Annotated in this window: 19 protein-coding genes; 18 read left to right on the top strand and 1 reads right to left on the bottom strand. The window is 35.5% G+C overall.

All coding sequences use genetic code 11. From position 1 onward, the window contains the following. Nucleotides 1–23 precede the first annotated feature (23 nt). The 12 genes from BLR27_RS15085 to BLR27_RS15140 all read left to right on the top strand — a co-directional run bounded on the left by BLR27_RS15085 (nucleotide 24) and on the right by BLR27_RS15140 (nucleotide 11,451). Nucleotides 24–1,160 (top strand): NAD-dependent epimerase/dehydratase family protein, encoded by a 1,137-nt coding sequence (locus tag BLR27_RS15085; RefSeq protein ID WP_090706261.1) that lies wholly within the window; start codon nucleotides 24–26, stop codon nucleotides 1,158–1,160. Beyond that, nucleotides 1,153–2,124, top strand: coding sequence for a glycosyltransferase (locus BLR27_RS15090; RefSeq protein WP_090706262.1), 972 nt, complete (start codon nucleotides 1,153–1,155; stop codon nucleotides 2,122–2,124). The genes BLR27_RS15085 and BLR27_RS15090 overlap by 8 nt, the downstream gene beginning before the upstream one ends. 54 nt (nucleotides 2,125–2,178) lie before the next feature. Then, complete coding sequence (gene rfbF / locus BLR27_RS15095; protein WP_090706264.1) at nucleotides 2,179–2,961, top strand: glucose-1-phosphate cytidylyltransferase; 783 nt, start codon at nucleotides 2,179–2,181, stop codon at nucleotides 2,959–2,961. Between the two features lie 5 nt (nucleotides 2,962–2,966). Then, the gene (gene rfbG, locus BLR27_RS15100) at nucleotides 2,967–4,064 is read left to right on the top strand and encodes a CDP-glucose 4,6-dehydratase (protein ID WP_090706265.1); all 1,098 of its coding nucleotides are present in this window, start codon (nucleotides 2,967–2,969) and stop codon (nucleotides 4,062–4,064) included. Then, nucleotides 4,052–4,486 carry a dTDP-4-dehydrorhamnose 3,5-epimerase family protein gene (locus BLR27_RS15105; protein WP_221406358.1) on the top strand — a complete coding sequence of 145 codons (435 nt, stop codon included), beginning with the start codon at nucleotides 4,052–4,054 and terminating at the stop codon, nucleotides 4,484–4,486. The genes rfbG and BLR27_RS15105 overlap by 13 nt, the downstream gene beginning before the upstream one ends. Before the next feature lie 13 nt (nucleotides 4,487–4,499). Then, entirely contained in the window at nucleotides 4,500–5,444 is a 945-nt protein-coding gene (locus tag BLR27_RS15110) for an NAD-dependent epimerase/dehydratase family protein (RefSeq protein WP_176767717.1), read from the top strand. Further along, nucleotides 5,434–6,222 (top strand): glycosyltransferase family 2 protein, encoded by a 789-nt coding sequence (locus tag BLR27_RS15115; RefSeq protein WP_090706270.1) that lies wholly within the window; start codon nucleotides 5,434–5,436, stop codon nucleotides 6,220–6,222. The genes BLR27_RS15110 and BLR27_RS15115 overlap by 11 nt, the downstream gene beginning before the upstream one ends. 215 nt (nucleotides 6,223–6,437) lie before the next feature. Continuing rightward, a complete protein-coding gene (locus tag BLR27_RS15120; RefSeq protein WP_090706272.1) occupies nucleotides 6,438–7,532 on the top strand; it encodes a glycosyltransferase family 4 protein in 1,095 nt (364 codons plus the stop codon). 36 nt (nucleotides 7,533–7,568) lie between these two features. Further along, the gene (locus tag BLR27_RS15125; RefSeq protein ID WP_090706273.1) at nucleotides 7,569–8,417 is read left to right on the top strand and encodes an NAD-dependent epimerase/dehydratase family protein; all 849 of its coding nucleotides are present in this window, start codon (nucleotides 7,569–7,571) and stop codon (nucleotides 8,415–8,417) included. A 61-nt stretch (nucleotides 8,418–8,478) separates the two neighbouring features. Then, nucleotides 8,479–9,495: a polysaccharide biosynthesis protein gene (locus BLR27_RS15130; RefSeq protein WP_090706275.1), complete on the top strand. Its 1,017-nt coding sequence runs from the start codon at nucleotides 8,479–8,481 to the stop codon at nucleotides 9,493–9,495. Beyond that, nucleotides 9,482–10,603 (top strand): non-hydrolyzing UDP-N-acetylglucosamine 2-epimerase, encoded by a 1,122-nt coding sequence (gene wecB, locus BLR27_RS15135; protein ID WP_090706276.1) that lies wholly within the window; start codon nucleotides 9,482–9,484, stop codon nucleotides 10,601–10,603. The genes BLR27_RS15130 and wecB overlap by 14 nt, the downstream gene beginning before the upstream one ends. Then, entirely contained in the window at nucleotides 10,591–11,451 is an 861-nt protein-coding gene (locus BLR27_RS15140; RefSeq protein WP_090706278.1) for a dTDP-4-dehydrorhamnose reductase family protein, read from the top strand. Before wecB ends, BLR27_RS15140 begins: the two co-directional genes overlap by 13 nt. 437 nt (nucleotides 11,452–11,888) lie before the next feature. Here BLR27_RS15140 and BLR27_RS18420 read toward each other — a convergent pair whose 3' ends face one another. After that, the gene (locus tag BLR27_RS18420; RefSeq protein ID WP_143007758.1) at nucleotides 11,889–12,695 is read right to left on the bottom strand and encodes a hypothetical protein; all 807 of its coding nucleotides are present in this window, start codon (nucleotides 12,693–12,695) and stop codon (nucleotides 11,889–11,891) included. A 1,057-nt stretch (nucleotides 12,696–13,752) separates the two neighbouring features. Between BLR27_RS18420 and BLR27_RS15150 the strand changes: the two genes are divergently transcribed. From BLR27_RS15150 to BLR27_RS15175, 6 genes are all read left to right on the top strand, one after another. After that, nucleotides 13,753–14,970: a glycosyltransferase family 4 protein gene (locus tag BLR27_RS15150; RefSeq protein WP_090706282.1), complete on the top strand. Its 1,218-nt coding sequence runs from the start codon at nucleotides 13,753–13,755 to the stop codon at nucleotides 14,968–14,970. Next, complete coding sequence (locus BLR27_RS15155) at nucleotides 14,963–15,868, top strand: NAD-dependent epimerase/dehydratase family protein (protein ID WP_090706309.1); 906 nt, start codon at nucleotides 14,963–14,965, stop codon at nucleotides 15,866–15,868. The genes BLR27_RS15150 and BLR27_RS15155 overlap by 8 nt, the downstream gene beginning before the upstream one ends. 51 nt (nucleotides 15,869–15,919) lie before the next feature. Then, a complete protein-coding gene (locus BLR27_RS15160) occupies nucleotides 15,920–16,900 on the top strand; it encodes an MraY family glycosyltransferase (protein ID WP_090706284.1) in 981 nt (326 codons plus the stop codon). A 338-nt stretch (nucleotides 16,901–17,238) separates the two neighbouring features. Further along, entirely contained in the window at nucleotides 17,239–17,784 is a 546-nt protein-coding gene (locus BLR27_RS15165; RefSeq protein WP_090706285.1) for a PglD-related sugar-binding protein, read from the top strand. Nucleotides 17,785–17,793: 9 nt separating this feature from the next. Next, on the top strand, nucleotides 17,794–18,525 hold the full coding sequence (locus BLR27_RS15170; RefSeq protein ID WP_090706287.1) for a PHP domain-containing protein: 732 nt from the start codon (nucleotides 17,794–17,796) through the stop codon (nucleotides 18,523–18,525). Between the two features lies 1 nt (nucleotide 18,526). Beyond that, nucleotides 18,527–19,495, top strand: a complete 969-nt coding sequence (locus BLR27_RS15175) for an ATP-grasp domain-containing protein (protein WP_090706289.1) — start codon at nucleotides 18,527–18,529, stop codon at nucleotides 19,493–19,495. Nucleotides 19,496–19,638: the final 143 nt, after the last annotated feature.

Raw genomic sequence — 19,638 nt, forward strand, 5'->3', positions numbered from 1 at the left:
TGAGAATTTTAACAGTATTATAAATGAAAAAGGTATTAATTACCGGTGGGGCTGGTTTTATTGGGTCAAATGTTACAAGAAAACTGCTAGAACAAGATTATTCTGTAACTATTCTTGATAATTTTCATCCACAGATCCATGGTGGGAAAAGAGAATTAGCAGCTGATATTAAGGACAGAGTAAAACTTATTATTGGCGACGTTACTGATAAGGCAGCGTTTTATGATGCTTTGAAAGGTCAACAGGCAGTTATACATTATGCTGCAGAAACAGGTACAGGACAATCTATGTATGACGTTTCTGGGTATACTCTTGTCAATATACAGGCTACTTCTATGCTCTGTGATTATATTATTAATGGGAGTCATGAACTTGATACTGTAATTGTGGCATCATCAAGGTCTATTTACGGAGAAGGAAAGTATAACTCACCAGAATTCGGTGATATTTATCCGGAAGCCAGAACCAGAGATACGGTTAATAAATCATTTGAAGTGGTATGTCCAATCTCAGGTTTAGATAATCTGGAGATCAGGGCTACAGATGAATCTTCTAAAATTCATCCATCTTCTTTTTATGGAATTACCAAACAGGTGCAGGAGCAGATGATTATTTTGGCTACCAGCCTAAAAAAGATCAATGGCTTTGCACTTCGATATCAGAATGTTTATGGCCCTGGACAGTCCTTAAAAAATCCATATACAGGTATACTCTCTATCTTCTCCAGAATTGCATTGAAAAATGAAAAGATAAATGTATTTGAAGATGGTTTGGAAAGCAGAGACTTCGTTTATATTGATGATGTTGTGAATGCAACTGTAAAATGTCTTAGTCCTCAGCTTTCTGGCCAGCATATATTAAATGTAGGAAGTGGTATTCCAACTTCCGTACTTAGCGTGGCTAAGGAAATTATTTCTTATTTGGGAAGTAAGTCTGAGATTGAAATTTCAGGTGCCTTTCGTGAAGGAGATATACGGCATAATTTTGCTGATCTAACATTGTTGAATAAGGTACTTGATTTCAAACCCGAATGGCTATTTCGAGATGGATTGCATCGATTTCTTGATTGGGTTGTTGCCCAGACTGATATTCCGGCAACTATGGATGACTACAGAAAATCATTACGAGAATTAAAATCAAGGGGATTGCTTAATGATTAAAAAAGATCAGACACCTCTTGTTAGTATTATTTTTACAAGCTATAATCATGCTGAGTTTTTACAGCAAGCTCTGGAAAGTATTCTTAATCAGTCGTATAGAAATTTTGAGTTAATAGTCGTTGATGATTGTTCAACTGACGGAAGCCGCGAGATTCTTCTCAAATATAAAAATCATGAGAATATTAAACTTCATTTACTTGAAAAGAACACTGGAAGTTATGTAAAATCAAGTAATTATGGAGCACAAAAAGCATTGGGAGAATTTCTTATGTTTGCCCAATGCGATGATTTTGCCGATCCTCGGCAGGTTGAATTGCTTTTAAAAGCACTAAAGGAAAATGAAACTGTAGGAGTAGCCTACTCCCGTAGTAATATGGTTGATAAAGACAATAACATATTTGCTGATGATTATAGAGGAAGAGAGAGAAAATTTCGATTGAAATGTAAAACTGATACAATTATTTCTTCTTTAGAAATGAGAAGATTTCTTTCTTTTTCATGTGTTTTGCCAAATCTTAGCGCCGCTTTATTAAGAAGAGAACTTTACGTGAAGGTTGGAGGTCTTCCTGAAAAGTACTTGGTTGCTGCCGACTGGGCTTTCTGGCTAAGTCTTTCAGAATTGACTAATTTTTATTACCTCATTGAACCGCTGAATAATTTTCGACAACATGAAACTACAATTCGGAATAAAGTAAAAATTCAGAAACAGATCTTAGAGATCTCTACAATCTTTTATGAGCACATAAGAATGCATCGACTTTCGGGCAAAAATGCCCAGAATATGAAATTCGGTGCCGGTTTTGTTTGGTTCTCTTTCTTGTTCCTTGGTTTTAATGCGTGGCTTGATTGTTTTTTATCTGTTTATAGGGAAACATTTAAGTTAGATAAATTTAATATTGTGTACTTGATTGGAGGCTTTTTGATTTACTTTAAAGAGGCAATTCTAAGTAAGTCAGGATATTAATATTCATGAATATTCTATCGTTTAAATAACATAAATCAGATTAATGTAAAATATATGGAAGTTGTAATATTGTGTGGAGGCAAAGGGACTCGTTTGAGTGAGGAAACGGTTTCAAGACCGAAACCAATGGTTGAGATTGGAGGGATGCCAATCCTTTGGCATATAATGAAATCTTATAGTGACCACGGGTATAAAAAATTCGTGTTGGCTCTCGGTTACAAGGCAAGTTTTATTAAGGAATATTTCTACAACCTACGGATTTCAGGAAGTGATTTTACCTTGCAGATGACTCCTGACCATACTCCTACTTTTTATAATGCATTGCCGGAGAGTGACTGGGAAATTACATTCGTTGATACCGGAGAAGATACCCTTAAGGGTGCGAGAGTAAAGAAGCTGGAAAGTTTTATTAAATCTGACAAGTTCTCCCTTACATATGGAGATGGTGTTAGTGATGTGAATATCAAAGAACTGTTGAAATTCCATGAATCAACTGGTAAATTAGCTACTGTAACTGCTGTACATCCGCCTTCCCGTTTTGGTGAACTTGATTTGGATGGGACAAAGGTTACAAGTTTTGAAGAAAAACCCCAGATGGCTACAGGATACATTAACGGAGGATTTTTCGTTTTTGATAAGAGGATCATGACTTATCTTACAGAAGATGAGGATTGTGATCTTGAGTTTGGTGCTCTACAAAAGATCTCAGAAGAAGGCCAATTGGAAGCCTTTATTCATAATGGATTCTGGCAATGTATGGATAACGTCAGGGAGAGGGATTATCTGGATAAGCTGGTCAAGACAAAAAAGGCACCCTGGATTGGAAATGGAAAATAGAAATTATGTTCAAAAATATATATAAAGACAAAAAAGTTATTGTTACTGGACATACCGGATTTAAAGGTGCATGGATGACGTCATGGCTTTTAAAACTTGGAGCTAAAGTGGTGGGTATTTCAGTGGATATTCCAACAAGTCCATCTCTTTTCGAAGAACTTGGATTATCAGAAAAAATTATTGATCATCGATTTAATGTTCTTGAACTTGAAAAAGTAAAAGACATATTTATTGAAGAGAAGCCTGATTTTGTTTTTCATCTCGCAGCTCAGGCGATAGTTTCTGTTTCTTACTTAAACCCTGTAAGTACTTTTGCAACAAATGTAATGGGTACTGTTCATGTTCTTGAGGCACTGAGATGTCTTGATAACGACTGCTCAGCGGTAATCATAACTAGTGATAAATGCTATGATAATGTGGAATGGGTGTGGGGTTATAAGGAAACAGATGCATTGGGAGGTAGAGATATTTATAGTGGCTCAAAAGGAGCTGCTGAGATAGCATTCAAATCCTATTACTATTCCTTCTTCAAAAATCATCCAACTGTTAGAATTGCCTCGGCCAGAGCAGGAAACGTAATTGGGGGGGGCGATTGGGCAAAAGATAGAATTGTTCCTGATTGCATGAGTGCATGGTTCAAGGGTAAGCCCGTTGAGATCAGGAGTCCTAAAGCCACCCGTCCCTGGCAGCATGTACTTGAGCCTATTAGCGGATATTTAAATCTGGGTCAGAAACTTGCGGAAGATAACTCACTACATGGCGAGAGTTTTAATTTTGGGCCGAAGTCTGAAAGTAATTATTCTGTTGTTCAACTACTCGAAGATCTGAGTACTCATTGGAATATGAAAGGTATAGAAAACGTTTATTCAATTACAGGTGATATACCTTTTCATGAAGCGGGTCTACTTAAACTGAATTGTGATAAAGCACTATTCTATTTAAAATGGCTTCCAACACTTGATTATAATGAATTAATTGCTTTTACAAGTAAGTGGTACTTTGAATTCTATCATGCGAAACCGAATATGTGGAATTATACTATTAGCCAATTGGAGAATTATGAGCAAATAGCGAAGCGAAAAGAATTGCCATGGACATACTAGATGGGGTAAGTATTTCTGAGCTCAAAATTATTCCTCACCCGAAGGGAAAAATCATGCATGCTTTAAAGAAATCAGATATTAATTTTGAAGGTTTCGGAGAAGCCTATTTCTCTGAGATCTTGCATGGAGAGATAAAAGGGTGGAAGAAACATCAGCAAATGGTGTTGAATATTGTTGTTCCTCAGGGCGAAATAAAATTCGTGCTGTTTGATTCCCGTGAAAAAAGTTCTACAAATGGAAAATTCTTTTCGGTTCTACTAGGAAATAATAATTATTGCAGACTTACAGTTCCTCCAGGAATATGGATGGCTTTTCAGGGAGTGGGTAATTCCATAAATCTTTTACTTAATCTGGCCAGCATTGAACATCATCCACAGGAAGCTGAAAACCGGGATTTAGATTTCTTTAAATATAAATGGTAAAATGAATTCCGTATTGATAACAGGAGCTTCAGGCTATATTGGGGCCACTCTCTCAATTTATTTAAAAAGTAAGGGATTTAAGGTCTACGCACTTTGTAGAACAATTTCAGATGATTTGGTTGAGAAATTTAAAGATATAGAAATTATCATTGGGGATATTGCATCCGATGAGACAATTTCAAAACTAATTTCACTTGATGTAAGGTGTGTTATTCATACTGTTTCTCTTGATCATAAGCAGTCTGAAATATCTTCTGTTGAAACTGTAAATAATATCAATGTATTGCCTGTTTGGAGACTTGCAGATCAATTCTTAAGAAAGGGCATTGAAAAATTTCTTTATCTTTCTACAATTCAGGTTCTGGGAAGTTTAACCAAAGGGGTTCTCAATGAGGATGCTATAAAGGCCCCCTCGAATAGCTATGGCCTTACACACTCAATAGGTGAGGAGTTAATTAGTTTCTATAACGAAAAATCAGTTGCACATTTTTGCTCAGTAAGGCTATCAAACGGCTATGGAGCACCAGTTTTTAAAGACAATAACTGTTGGTGGTTGGTCATCAATGATTTATGTAGAATGGCATTCCGTGAGAAGAAGATTGTATTGCAATCAGATGGAACTGCAGTTCGTGATTTTATCCATATAAATGATATTGCAAAAGCTATCCATTGTATTCTAGAAAATAACTCTTTGACGGACACATTGTATCATGTTTCATCTTCCAGAACAGTTTCTTTACTTGAAGTTGCTCACCAAATTAAGAAGGTCTATTTTAATAAATATAACGAAATACTGCCTATTTTTATTTCGGGGACTATTATCTCAGATTCCGTCTCAGCCTCTAAGGCTTCCTATGTGATTGACAATACCCGCTTGCTTAAAACAGGGTATTCAGCAGAAATAGACCTGGAACAAGGGATACCAGATATTTTTAACTATCTGGAACATGAGTACTAGTATTGCGCCAAAAATTTCGGTTATTGTTATTACTTACAATCGACCAGAATTTTTAAAGGAAACAATTCAATCTATTTTAAATCAGACATTTACGAATTTTGAGTTGATAATTGTCGATAATTGTTCGGATTATGATTTCTTAGCATTGGCACATGACTTTAACGATATCAGAATCAAGGCATTTCAAAATCAGAATGGAGGTATAATTGCTGTAAACAGGAATTTTGGTATTTTAAAAGCAAGTGGAGAATACATTGCATTGTGCGATGACGATGACCTTTGGTTTCCTGAAAAGTTGGAAAAGCAATTATACATTATGGAGAATTGCCATGAAATCGGATTTTGTTGTACTGCCTCTCTTTATATTAACCAAACCATTAATAGATCATTTTTTAGAAAATTTCTTTCTTATCTTAATTTTATTCTTATTTCATCAAATTTAATTCCAGGAAGATATCTCTTATTGCTGATAACCTACATTACGAATTCTTCCGTGATGCTAAGGAGGTCTGTTTTGAATGTGATAGGATTGCTTGATGAGGATCCGGACTTTAAGGCTGTAGAAGATTATGATCTATGGCTGCGTATAAGTCTCAAATACAGAGTTTTCTATTTGAAAGATAAACTGGTCAATTACAGGCTTCATTCACACCAGATATCCGGAGCGGATCAACATAGTTTGAAACGCAAGAAGAGTAAGGTCTTGGCAAAAAATTTTAATCAGTTGAATAATTTTCAGCGACTGATAGTGAGGCTTAGCGGAGCTGTGGTTTCCTAAGGGTGATAGTCTATTTAAGTAAATGTTCCGTTGAAAAATGACATAGTTCATAAAGAAAATAGATTTAATCTAAAAAATCAATATCATTGCAGATTACTTGCAGATGTTTGTGCTATTTCATATTCTGGTTTATGCATTTTGTATATCTTCGGTCGTAAGGCCGGTTTCGATAATGTTATTAATAAAATTCTGAGAAAAACTGGTCATTAGTTAAGATGAAAATACTTTTTATTGCCCCCCTTCCTCCACCTTTAGGTGGGCATTCTTTGGTTTCTCAGGTATTACTTGATGGGATAAAAACTAAGCATAATGTTGAGGTTGTTAATTTTAACAAAACCAGTTTTGTGCAGGGGGTCAATAGTTTTAAAAGAATTTTTCAAATCCTTGGAGTTCTAAAAGACGTCTGGATTAAAAAGAAAAATGTTGAAGTAGTGTATCTGACTATTTCTCAGTCTCTTGCAGGAAATCTGAAGGATATATTTATGTATGTAATTTGCGGTAAAAAAATCTCAGATTTCTATATTCATCTTCATGGGGGAAGTATAAAAAGAGAACTTTGGGATTCGTTTCCCTTGCTTTGGAAAATTAATAAGTACTTTATCAGTAGGATGGCTGGGGCAATAGTTTCTGGTAAATCTCATATAAGTGTATTTGAGGATATTCTGCCTAAAAGCAAAATTCATATTGTGCCAAACTTTGCTTTAGATTATCTATTCGTTGAAGAGCAAAGTATTTATAAAAACTTTACCAACTCAGGAATAATCCGTATCCTTTATATGAGTAATATGATTGAAAAAAAGGGGTACAATGAATTGGCGGATGCTTACATCAAGCTAGATCACAGCCACCAGCAGAGATTTGAACTGAATTTTGCTGGAAGATTTGAACTTGAAAGTCAAAAAGATGCATTTTTAAGTAAAATTAGTGGTTATTCCAACATTCATTACCATGGTGTGGTAAATGACGATCAAAAGAAGCGCCTTTTTGAGGAGGCCCATTTGCTTTGCCTGCCAACGGCTTTTTTTGAGGGACAGCCGGTGGCTATTCTGGAGGCTTATGCTTCGGGTTGTGCTGTAATTGTAACCGGCCAGTCGGGTATTTTAGATATCTTTGAGGATAAAAAAAATGGATTTCAGGTGCAAGAAAGGTCTTCAGATTCAATTAAGGCTGTCATAGAAAATCAACTGAATGACATTGAAGAGCTGAAGTATATGGCTCTTGAAAACAGAAAGCTTGCAATTGATAAATATAGGGTTAGTAATTATGTGAGTTCTTTGAATTACATCATGGAATCTCATAAGAAGAGTTAGTTTTTTGGTAAAATTTGTTAAGATCACAAAATAATTATGGCCAAAGTTCTTGTCACAGGTGCAACGGGATTTATTGGAAAACATTTGCTTCCTGTGCTCATTAATGCTGGTTATGAGGTTTTTGGAGCTGGTAGCAAAGATGGAGATATTACCCAGTTGGAGACTTGGTCTGGTTTTCCTAAATGTGATTTTGTTATTCATCTTGCCGGAAGATCATTTGTTCCCCTGAGTTGGTCGGATCCTTCAGGGTTTATTCAGGTTAATTTAATGGGAACAATTGCAGCGCTGGACTATTGCAGGAAGTATAATGCAAAATTAATATTTCTGAGTTCTTATTTATACGGTAACCCACCAAGTTTGCCTATTGCAGAAGCATGTCCTACTATTGCCTCTAATCCCTACGGCTTATCAAAAAAATTAGCCGAAGATGCTTGTGGCTTTTATTCCGCAAGTTATGGGGTCCCTGCTACAATTTTGCGTCCATTTAATGTTTATGGTCCTGGCCAAAATGAGAATTTTTTGATTCCATCAATTATCCAGCAGGTTCTCAATGCAGATAAAGTTACCGTCAAGGATTTAGAGCCCAAAAGAGATTATATTTATATCGATGACCTCATATCCGCGATTCTTAAATCCTTAAACAATATTAACGGTCTTAATATTTTTAATGTTGGTTCAGGAATTAGTTATTCTGTTGCCGACCTGATCAGGACTGTGCAACAAATAAAGCAGTCTAACTTGCCGGTAGTTTCAGGTAATGAAAGACGAAAGGACGAAATCATGGACACAATTGCCGATATTTCGAAGGCAAAGCGCGAACTTGGATGGGAACCACAATGGTCCTTGGAACAAGGAATCAAAAAAATGTTGAAAAACTATGAATAGCAGTTTTGCAAATTAAGTAAAGGTAAATTAAAGTATAAGTTTAGAATTCATTAACAGACTAATGTTCAAAGATAAAATATTACTCATTACAGGTGGTACAGGCTCATTCGGGAATGCTGTTTTAAAACGCTTTTTAAATACTGATATTAAGGAAATCCGAATATTTAGCAGAGACGAAAAGAAGCAAGATGATATGCGTAATGCGCTTAAAAGTGATAAAGTAAAATATTACATAGGAGATGTGCGCGACCGAGGTAGTCTTGATTATGCAATGGCTGGGGCAGATTATGTGTTTCACGCAGCAGCTTTAAAACAGGTTCCTTCTTGTGAGTTTTATCCAATGGAGGCTGTTAAAACTAATATACTCGGCACTGATAATGTTTTGGATAAAGCCATACAACATAAGATCAAGAAAGTAATCTGCCTGAGTACTGACAAAGCAGTCTATCCCATTAATGCTATGGGAATTTCAAAATCGATGATGGAAAAGCTTGCAGTCGCAAAATCCAGAATAAGTAAAGAAACTGTTATTACCTGTACTCGTTATGGGAATGTGATGGCTAGCCGTGGATCAGTGATTCCCTTGTTTGTTGCTCAGATGAAACAGAATAAAGATCTGACTGTTACCGATCGTCATATGACCCGATTTATGATGACTTTAGATGATGCTGTTGAATTAGTGCTTTTTGCCTTTAAAAACGGTTCATCCGGAGATATTTTTGTTCAAAAGGCTCCTGCTTCTACAATTGGTCAGTTGGCAGAGGTTCTTCTTAAGATGTTCCGTAGCTCAAGTACAATCAAAAGTATAGGAACACGACACGGAGAGAAATTATATGAAACCCTATTGACAAGAGAAGAATTTAGAAAAGCAGATGACTTGGGGAATTATTACAGAATAAAGCCTGATGACAGGGATTTGAACTATAGTCAATATTTTTCTGAGGGAGATGAATCTATTGCTAAAATGGAGGATTACCATTCGCACAATACCCACCGCTTAAATGATGAGGAACTTGTATCGCTCTTGTTGAAGCTTGATTATATAAACGATGAGCTTGCGAACCATGAAAAAAATTAAGGTAGCCACTGTAATCGGTACCCGTCCGGAGATTATTCGTCTAGCAGAGTGTATAAAAAAATGCGATAATTTTTTCGAACATATTTTAATACATACCGGACAGAATTATGATTATAATCTTAATGAGGTATTTTTTAACGATTTGGATTTAAGAAAGCCTGATTATTTTCTTAATGTTGCTGGTAGCCATTTGGGCGAAACTATTGGAAATGTGATTGCAAAATCATATGAGATATTTGTAAAAGAGATGCCAGATGCAATTTTAGTTTTGGGAGATACCAATAGCGTACTTTGCACTATAGCAGCGAAAAGACTGAAGATTCCTATCTTTCATATGGAAGCTGGTAATCGTTGTTTTGATCAAAATGTTCCTGAAGAGATTAACCGTAAGATTTCTGACCATATAAGTGATATTAACCTGACCTATACAGAGCATAGTCGTAGGTATTTATTGAGTGAGGGTTTCAGAAAGGACCATGTATTTGTTACCGGATCACCTTTACGTGAAGTGATAAATAAATACATTTCACAGATTGATAATAGTAAGATAATTCAAAGTTTAGGTCTCGAGAAAGATAAATATATTGTAGTGAGTGCCCATAGGGAAGAGAATATTGATATTAAGGACCATTTTGAGCAGTTAGTTTTCTCATTGAACGCAGTTGCCGAAAAGTATGGCATGCCTATTATATTTTCAACTCATCCACGAACTGAGAAGAAAATTCTTGCAAATAATGTGATATTTCACCCACTCATTAAGAATGTTAAACCTTTAGGGTTCTTTGATTATGTTCATTTACAGCAGAATGCATATGTAGTTCTGTCTGATAGCGGGACAATTAGTGAAGAGTCTGCCATGCTTAGATTTCCTGCAGTTAGTATCCGTACAAGTACCGAAAGGCCAGAGGCTATTGATTCAGGCACTATTGTTCTAGGCGGAATATCCCGGGATGATATCTTAAATGCAATTGAAATAGTTAAGGGCACTCCTATGACGGATGCAACTCAGCTCCCATGGGAATATACTGTTCAAAACACTTCAGACCGTGTAATCAGGTTGATTATTAGTTATATTCCAATTGTTAACCGTGTAATATGGAACAAGTAAGAAAGGTTCTAATTTTAGGGTCAAAGGGAATGGCGGGTCATGTGATTAGACAAGTCCTTTTGGAATCAGGAAAATTTGAGGTAATTGATATTGCCCGTGATGAGACATTTTTTAAGCCAAGCTTTCTTTTTGACCTTTCTGATCTCAATAAATTAGAAAATATTCTAAAATCTGAAGCTCCTGATGTCGTAATAAATTGTATTGGTATTTTGAATGAAGCTGCGGAATCGAATGTTGAGGAAAGTATTTTTTTTAACTCTTATTTGCCTCATTTTGTAGCCGCCAGATGCAAAAAATTGATCCATATAAGTACTGATTGTGTTTTTAATGGTAAAAGAGGAGGGTATACTGAATCAGATTTCAAGGATGGGAATGGATTTTATGCACAGACTAAAGCTTTAGGTGAGGTAACTTATCGGGATCATCTAACCATCAGGACTTCCATTGTAGGACCGGAGTTGAAACAGGATGGTATTGGTTTATTTCATTGGTTTATGCGGCAGAATGGTGAGATAAAAGGATACACCAAGGCATTCTGGAGCGGGGTAACTACTTTGCAATTGGCTAAATCTATCTTAGAAATTTTAAGTCTCGGAAAATCTTATGCTGGCCTTTTGCATTTAACGAACAATCAAAAAATAAGTAAATTTGAATTATTAAGTATATTTTCCAAAGTCATGGAAAGACCCGTTATTATACAGGAATATGATCAATATTTTGTTGATAAATCATTGCTCAACACGCGTAATGATTTTCCTGCTGTCAATCTTTCGTTCGAGGATATGGTAAGCGAGCAGAAAGAGTTTATTGAGAATCATCCAGATTTTTATGCTCAATATATAAATTAGCCTGGGTTCGATATAATATTATATAAGCTTTAAAACTTTCTAAAACTGCCCCAATAGGCAGGTTCCTTACTTGTTAACCCCTATTTTAACACGCGTCCCCTCCCCATTCAAAGCCAAATTACCTAATCCAAATTAAAAGTTATAGAAGCAATTAGCATTGAAAGTTCAATTTTTTATATTGAACGGTTCGAAAAATAGTCAGGTAGGCCTCCTTGCTGCATTTCATTCACATTTATTTCTGGTTGTTTAACAATTGGTTGAACATTGTTATGCCGGTTGAATGATACAGTTTCATCTATTTGTGAACCTAAATCAATCCTCTTTTAATTTCTTCTAAAAAATATTCTATCCTTCTGGCTAGAATATTCTCGACTCTTGCTCAAATCCGTATCAAATAAATCAGCGTTGAAGATCAGGAGGACAATCTTTAATAGTGATCATTTTTGCTGAAATGGTGTTTGGAAGATATCTAAAAAATTGGCTTGATAATCAATAGCTTCAGTTTTAAGAATATACCTGGGATGTATAAGTTGTCTAAGCCTATCTTGAATATTTTCTGCCTTAATTTCATAAATATTAACCAATACGCTCTTCAAAGGTTTGTTAGCATCAAAATTCTGCACATTATAGTTTGCTATGATTAGCTTTTCCGGCTTTGTTGTTTTTAGCAAATTGGTATCCTGAATCGAAAGCCCAATACGGCTGTCGTCATTTAGGGAGTACTTCAATTGGCCTGACCACTCATAAAAAGCGTAATTTCTTTCAAAGGCATTTTTATTTATTGTGTTGTCCTTGAAAAGTATGAGTTTCGATTTTTTGATAAGAGGTTCATTTTTATAGAGAGCAATGAGTTCTTTTTGTTTCATCCAATCAATATAAAGCTGGTAATAGTAACTCAGATTCATGCTCAATGAAATAGATATTATGATTAACAAAAGCTTCCTCTTTTGCGAATTCATTAACGAAGCAAGCCCGATTATGATAATACTGGTTCCTAGTGGAAGCAGTAACTGATGTCTGGAAGCCCAGTTAATAAATGCAGGATAATTACCTAAAAGCCAATATGGAAAAACACCCAGGAGAGATATGATTGCTCCATATTTAAGATATATTGTGGCAACAGGAATATTAAATTTAAGTTTATTTCTTAGCAAATAAACCGTTACAAGAAAGAGTATCACAAAGAGAACAATGTTAATATGAATGCTCTCGTCTAATAGATTTAATGTTTGTAAAACAGGCATTTTCCAGATCCCTTTTAAATTTAAATTCTCATTGTAGCCACTATATATACCATGGGGTCTAAAGTATAGGATTTTAATAAGGAAGAATGCAAAAGGTAAAATAATAAAATCAATTTTTTGGATAGCAAACTTAAAAACTGAGCGCAAATTTATCCTAGAGAACCCCGATCGCATATACAGATCAGCAATCGGGATGGAATAAAACATTAAAAGTGAAGCGATATTAAAGCTGAAAAAGAATAGAATTAATGATAGAATTCGACGATTATTTACTAACAGATACCAGGCCAGAAAGAACATGAAGTAACCTAATATTGACGGAAAGTTAATTAGGCATACTCTTGCATTATTGAGTGGCAGTATTAAAAATAGAAGGGTGGTGGTGAACCGGACTTCATTTGTAATCCAGGATTTAGTTTTTAATATTTCATTTAACAAGATGCCTGAAGCAAACATCAAAAAGAATGTCAGGTATTTATAAAACCATAATCCCACCGAAAGCATAACTAAATGTAAATATCCGGAGAAATTAAAGACTGCTCCAACCTGCCGGCAGGTTTCAAGTATGACTCTCGGATCTTGATTAAAAAAGACCCAGTCGTCCCAGTAAACAGCATCCGGAATAAAAAATATTCCGCCATGCGAAATCAGGTAGAACAAACTAAGCAGGAAGAGTTCAGAACTAAATCTATTTTGAAGTGATTTGCCGATCAAGGGATGCATAGGGAATTTAGTCTGCTAATATATACATTGATTATCGTTTATTAGAGTTTTTTGTTATAATCTACCAATGAGTTTATGAAGAGCATTGATTATTAATTGGGACCAAATTAGTCAATAAATCTTTCTGATTAAATTTCCTCGGTAATTCTAAACAAATATCTTTGACCAGAAAATTCAATGTTGAATTTTAAATAGACAGACGGAATTAACAGACTGCAACTCACTCTTCAATTGTATTGATATAGATCATCTTTAGTAAGATTATCCAATTATTTTTAAACTTCTAGTTATTGAAATTGAGGTAATCAAATAATTGAAACCTACACTCAACATAATGCATATACTTGTTATTACTCAATATTTCTGGCCCGAGCAATTTAGAATAAACGATCTTGTATTGGGTTTAAAAGAGAAAGGTCATCAGGTAACAGTGCTGACGGGGAAACCAAATTATCCGAAAGGTAAGTTTTACGAAGGGTATAATTTTTGGAACAAGAAGTTTGAAATTTGGAATGATGTTAACATTTATCGTTCTGCTATTATTCCAAGAGGCAAAGGTGGTAGTTTACGATTAGCATTGAATTATTTATCCTTTTCATTTTTATCTTTAATTACGGCGTTTATTATTAAAAAAAGGCCGGATGTTATTTTTGTGTATGAGCCATCACCGGTGACTGTTGGTTTTCCTGCAATATTATCTAAATGGAGGTTTAAGTCCCCAATTTATTTTTGGGTTCAGGATATTTGGCCAGACAGCATTGCCTCTGCAGGTAATGTAAACAGTCCTGCCATATTGAATGTTTTAGAGAAAGTCACCAGATGGATTTATTCTAAGTGTGATAAGGTATTAATTCAATCTAGAGGGTTTGAAGAACGGATTTTATCTCAAAATGTTCCTAAGTCAAAAATTGTTTATTTCCCAAACTGGACTGAGAGCTATTATGTTCCCGTAATCAAAGATGAAAAATACAGTCAATATTTTGGGAAGGGATTCAATTTGGTTTTTGCTGGTAATATCGGAGAATCGCAGGATTTTGAGACACTTGTTGAATGCGCGGCTATTGTTTATCGTATGAATCAAGAGATATTCTGGACTATAATTGGTGACGGAAGAATGAAAGAAGCGGTTCAAGCCAGAGTTTCAGAACAAGGTCTGGATAAAGTATTCAAAATGATTGGGTCTTTTCCTTCGGAGGAAATGCCGGCATTCTTCAGCCATGCAGATGCTTTAGTTGTATCCTTAAAAAAGGATCCTCTTTTCGCTATAACTATTCCATCAAAAATTCAGTCGTACCTGGCTTGTGGACGTCCAATTATTACTTCTCTCGATGGAGAAGGGAGCAGGATTGTTGCTGAGGCTGAGGCGGGTTTGGTGTCTGAAGCGGGTAACCCTGAGTCTTTGGCCAGAGTTATCGTAGACTTTGTTAATCTTGATTCACAAATTAGGCAGCAAATGGGTAAAAAGGCTTACAATTACTATCAGGAGAAATTTGAACGCAATATGTTGATCGAGAAACTTATTGAATTATTTAAAAATCATCCAAATGGGTAATATTTTAGTTTCTGGATTATCGGGATTTGTTGGTATAAACCTTAAGTCATATTTTGCGAATTTTGGGAAACAAGTACGAGGATATTCATTAAAATCAGCCGTTCTACCAGATTTAAAGGATATAGATTCAATAGTCCACCTTGCAGGAAAGGCTCACGATTTAAAAAATGTATCAAATCCAAAAGAGTATTATCAGGTAAACTTTGAACTCACTCGCGATCTATATACTGCATTTTTAAAATCGAATGTCAAAAAATTTATTTTTATCAGTTCGGTCAAGGCTAGTGCAGATATAGTTGAAGGGGTTTTACTGGAGTCAGATCAGCCAAATCCCCAAACCCATTATGGGAAGTCAAAATTGATGGCAGAGCAATTCATTCAATCACAAACTTTGCCGGATGGGAAGTCTTATTATATTCTCCGTCCCTGTATGATTCATGGCCCTGGTAATAAAGGAAATCTGAACCTGCTTTTTCAATTTGTATCTAAAGGAATACCTTACCCTCTGGCCGCCTTTGAAAATAAACGATCCTTTTTAAGTGTGGAAAATCTTTGCTTTGTGATTCGCGAGATCATAGAGAGAGAGGATATACCTTCAGGTGTGTATCAGGTTGCAGATGATGAGGCACTTTCTACTAATGAATTGGTTCGTTTAATTGGGAAAGAATCAAAACGCACCGCCCGATTGTGGAAAATAAGTCCCAGCTTGATTAAAACTTTGGCACTTTTAGGGGATAAATTTAAACTTCCTTTGACTACAGAGAGGCTTAATAAACTGGTAGAAAACTACTTGGTTAGTAATCAAAAATTGAGGGATGTGATACAAAAGGATTTACCTGTAGCAGCAAGAGAGGGGATTATAAATACAATCAGATCATTCCGAACTAATTCAAGTTAAAATATTACCTATATCTTGTTTAATTCCCCGATTTGATTAACCTTTGCAGCTATGCTGTATTTGATCTATTTACCAGTTTTGACATCCTTGCTCCTGTTGTATTTCAAACTTGCAGACAGGTATGGTATAATTGATAAACCTAATCATCGCAGTTCGCACCAAAGGGTTACAATAAGAGGCGGTGGAATAATTTTACCCATTGCTCTTCTTATTCAATCACTTATCTCTGGTTTCGAGTATCCACTATTTACTTCTGGATTGGCTCTCATAAGCCTCGTCAGTTTTTATGATGATATTCGTCCACTTTCCAATAAAATTCGGCTTCTTGTGCATTTGATTTCTGTTTCCTTATTGTTCATGGAAACAGGTTTAACAGGATTCGCACCCTGGATTTTGTTGTTTTCCTATGTTTTAGTTATCGGTACAATAAATGCCTATAATTTTATGGATGGCATCAACGGTATTACCGGAACTTATAGTTTGCTCATAATTAGTACCCTGTATTTTATTAATGAAAATATTATTTCATTTGGTTCCTCCAATTGGCTAATAGTAACTGTGCTTTCCTTAATGGTATTTAATTATTTTAATTTCAGAAAATCTGCCAGATGCTTCGCCGGGGATGTAGGAAGTATAAGTTTAGCCTTTATTATTATCTTTTTTCTTTTGCAATTGATACTGCAATCTATGAACCTTAAGTATATAGGGTTTTTACTTTTTTATGGATTGGATTCAGTAAGCACGATTGTTTTCAGGCTGATAAGAAAGGAGAATATCTTTGAAGCACATCGCAGCCATTTTTATCAATACCTTGCCAATGTGAAAGGCTGGCCACATTTATGGGTTTCAGCTTTGTATATGTTTGTTCAACTTGTGTACAATTTGATTATTATATATAGTGAATGGACAGGGTTGGAGTTTTTAATTTTTATTGTGATTTCAGGAATTGTTTTTGTAAGCATAAGGTTGGGGCTCGAGGGGAGGGTAAATTTGATGGGAACAAAATTGGATAATGAACAAATTAGCAATTAGCAGGGCGATTTATCTACCTTGCAATTGATGTAATATTTGAGTTGGTAAGAGTGAAAATGGTGCAACGAGTAATAAAAATTTTATTCACGATGAATACCATTTTATCTTAACTGATGAGTATCAACTGCCTTAGGTTTAGGGCTACCAGCAGGGTCAATGAGTTATCAATTGATCAAAATACTCAAACAGTTGTTTCCTTAAGCTAGTATATGTTGAAAAGGTCAACAAGAGTATTATAAGAGTAAAGGCTATTGAAGTCTTGTAACTATTGTTTTTTGACCTAGCAAATCAATAATTTCGAAAACTTAGATAACATGTCATATTACAAAGTGTTCTAGATGATAAAAGTATTTATAATTGGTGCGGGTACATTAGGCAAACTGATTGTTGAAATAATCGAATCTACTGGCTACTTTCAAGTTGGGGGTTTTTACGATGATAATTTTCCGCAGCTTAAATCAGTGATGAATTATCCTGTTTTAGGTAAGCTTGAGGATGTAGCCAAATCAAATCATCTTTCTCTGGCAATTGGAATTGGTGAGCCAAAATATCGTCAGTCAATCTTTGAAGAACTATTAGAAAAAGGACATCATTTTCCGGCGCTTGTACATTCAAGTGCAGTATTGTCAAAATACAGCCAAATTGAGGATGGGGTACTGATCGGGCCAAACTCATCAGTACTAACAGGTAGCCGGGTTCAAAAAGGAACTTGTATTTTAAGTCATGTTAATATTAATCAGGATGTTCAAATTGAGCCCTATTGTTTGATAGCAGCAGGGGTAATTATTGGTAATAATGCTAAACTGGGAGAAGCTTGCCATATTGGTTTAGGCCAGAGGGTATACCTGAATGAAGAGATAGCTGCCGGCACTTTTCGTAAATAAACATTAGTTATGAAAAAAAGCATTGATTATCCTTATCTGATTTCAGCAAAAGAGCTGCTTGAGAATAAAGTTGTTCCCCGGTGTGACTTTCATATTCATACCAATTATACCGATGGTAAAGCAACAGTGGGGCAGGTTTTTGAAAAGGCTATAGCGTTCGGTTTGGAAGCTATAGCTTTCACTGAGCATACGGAACCCTGGCACAATCTGAATCCTGAATGGTTTTCTGAATATTGTAAAGAGATAAGGGAGAACAGAGAAATTTACAAAGATAAAATCAAAGCTTATATAGGAATTGAAGCACCCGCAATTTCATTTGAAGGAGAATTGGGCGCAACAAAGGAAATGTTTGATGGTGCCGAGTTTATATTGGGAGCAGCACATCGCTATCCCGGTATTGAAGGTAGGAAGGTTTCAGAACTTAAGAACAATGAAGCTATTGATTTGGAATTCAAAACATTGATAGGACTTGCAACAAGTCCTCTAATCAATTCAATAGCCCATATAGGCGGAACTTGTTCAAAATATTGTACCCCTTTTCCGACTCATTTAATAAGAGAAGTTGTCCAACTGGCTGTCAAGAATAATGTAGCTATTGAAGTAAATCCGGTCTATCACATGCCGCTCCGTAACTTTATTGAACTATGTGCCGAAGAAAATGCAAACATTACCCTGGGCTCCAACGCTCATGGCTTCAATGACATTGGTTTAATTGTTAAAAGGATAGGGGAAGAGATTTAAAATGATGAATATTTTAGTAACAGCGGTTGGTTCAGAGCTTTCCTTTTCAGTGATTAAGGCACTGAAGCTGGTCAAATTCCCTTTTAAATTGTACGGATCTGATATCCACAAGGAAGTAGTAGGAAAATATTGGTGTGATAAATTCTATCAGGTACCTTTGGCTGCGAATGAAGCTGCTTACATTAACAGATTAAAAGAAATTGTTCAATCTGAAGGTATTACTGCCATAATTCCCACAAATGATATTGAAATCCTGACGCTTTCACGATATACAGAAGATTTTCTCAATACCTGCAATTGCTTGATTATTGCAAACGCGGCAAAGGAGGTTGAAAGGTTCAATGATAAATGGTTATCCTATAAATGGTTTCATGAACATGGGATCCCTTGTCCTCTTACCTACCAGTTGACAGATTTGATGGATCCGGAAGGTCATTTGCCTGACTTAAGTTTTCCAATGATACTTAAACCAAGAATTGGTGGTGGATCGAGGTCAATTTTTAGGATTAACAGTGCTGAGGACTTACTTAAATACAGCCAAATAATGCCTGATCATCTTTTGCAAGAGTATTTGTATCCCGATAATGAAGAATACACCGCAGGGGTTTACCGTACTAAAATAGATGAAGTATTTGTAATCATACTTAAACGGACACTAAAATTTGGAATGACTAATACAGCTGAAACTGTGTTTGATTCTGATCTGGAAAATTTTGTCAAGCTAAGTATTTTAAAAACAAATTTATCAGGTTCGGTAAATGTGCAATTTCGTTTAACAGATCAGGGCCCGATGGTGCTTGAGATTAATCCCAGATTTTCGGGTACAACGGGTATTCGCGCAAATTTTGGTTTTAATGATGTGGAAATGTCAATCAATGAATTGATTTTAAATCATAAATTAGCCCAGCCAGATATTAAAAAGGGTTTTGTACTTCGCTATTTTGAGGAGCAGTATCATTTTGATACTTAAATAAAGTAGAACATGGAAGGTACCTTTGATAAACAGTGGGATAAATCTTAATGTTTAGTTTTTAAATAAAATTCTGACCGTCATTTGTAATTTTATAGAAGATGACATTTACATCTAAGGTCAAAGGCAAAATTATTAGAGTG

Source organism: Daejeonella rubra (genome assembly GCF_900103545.1).
GTDB lineage: Bacteria > Bacteroidota > Bacteroidia > Sphingobacteriales > Sphingobacteriaceae > Daejeonella > Daejeonella rubra.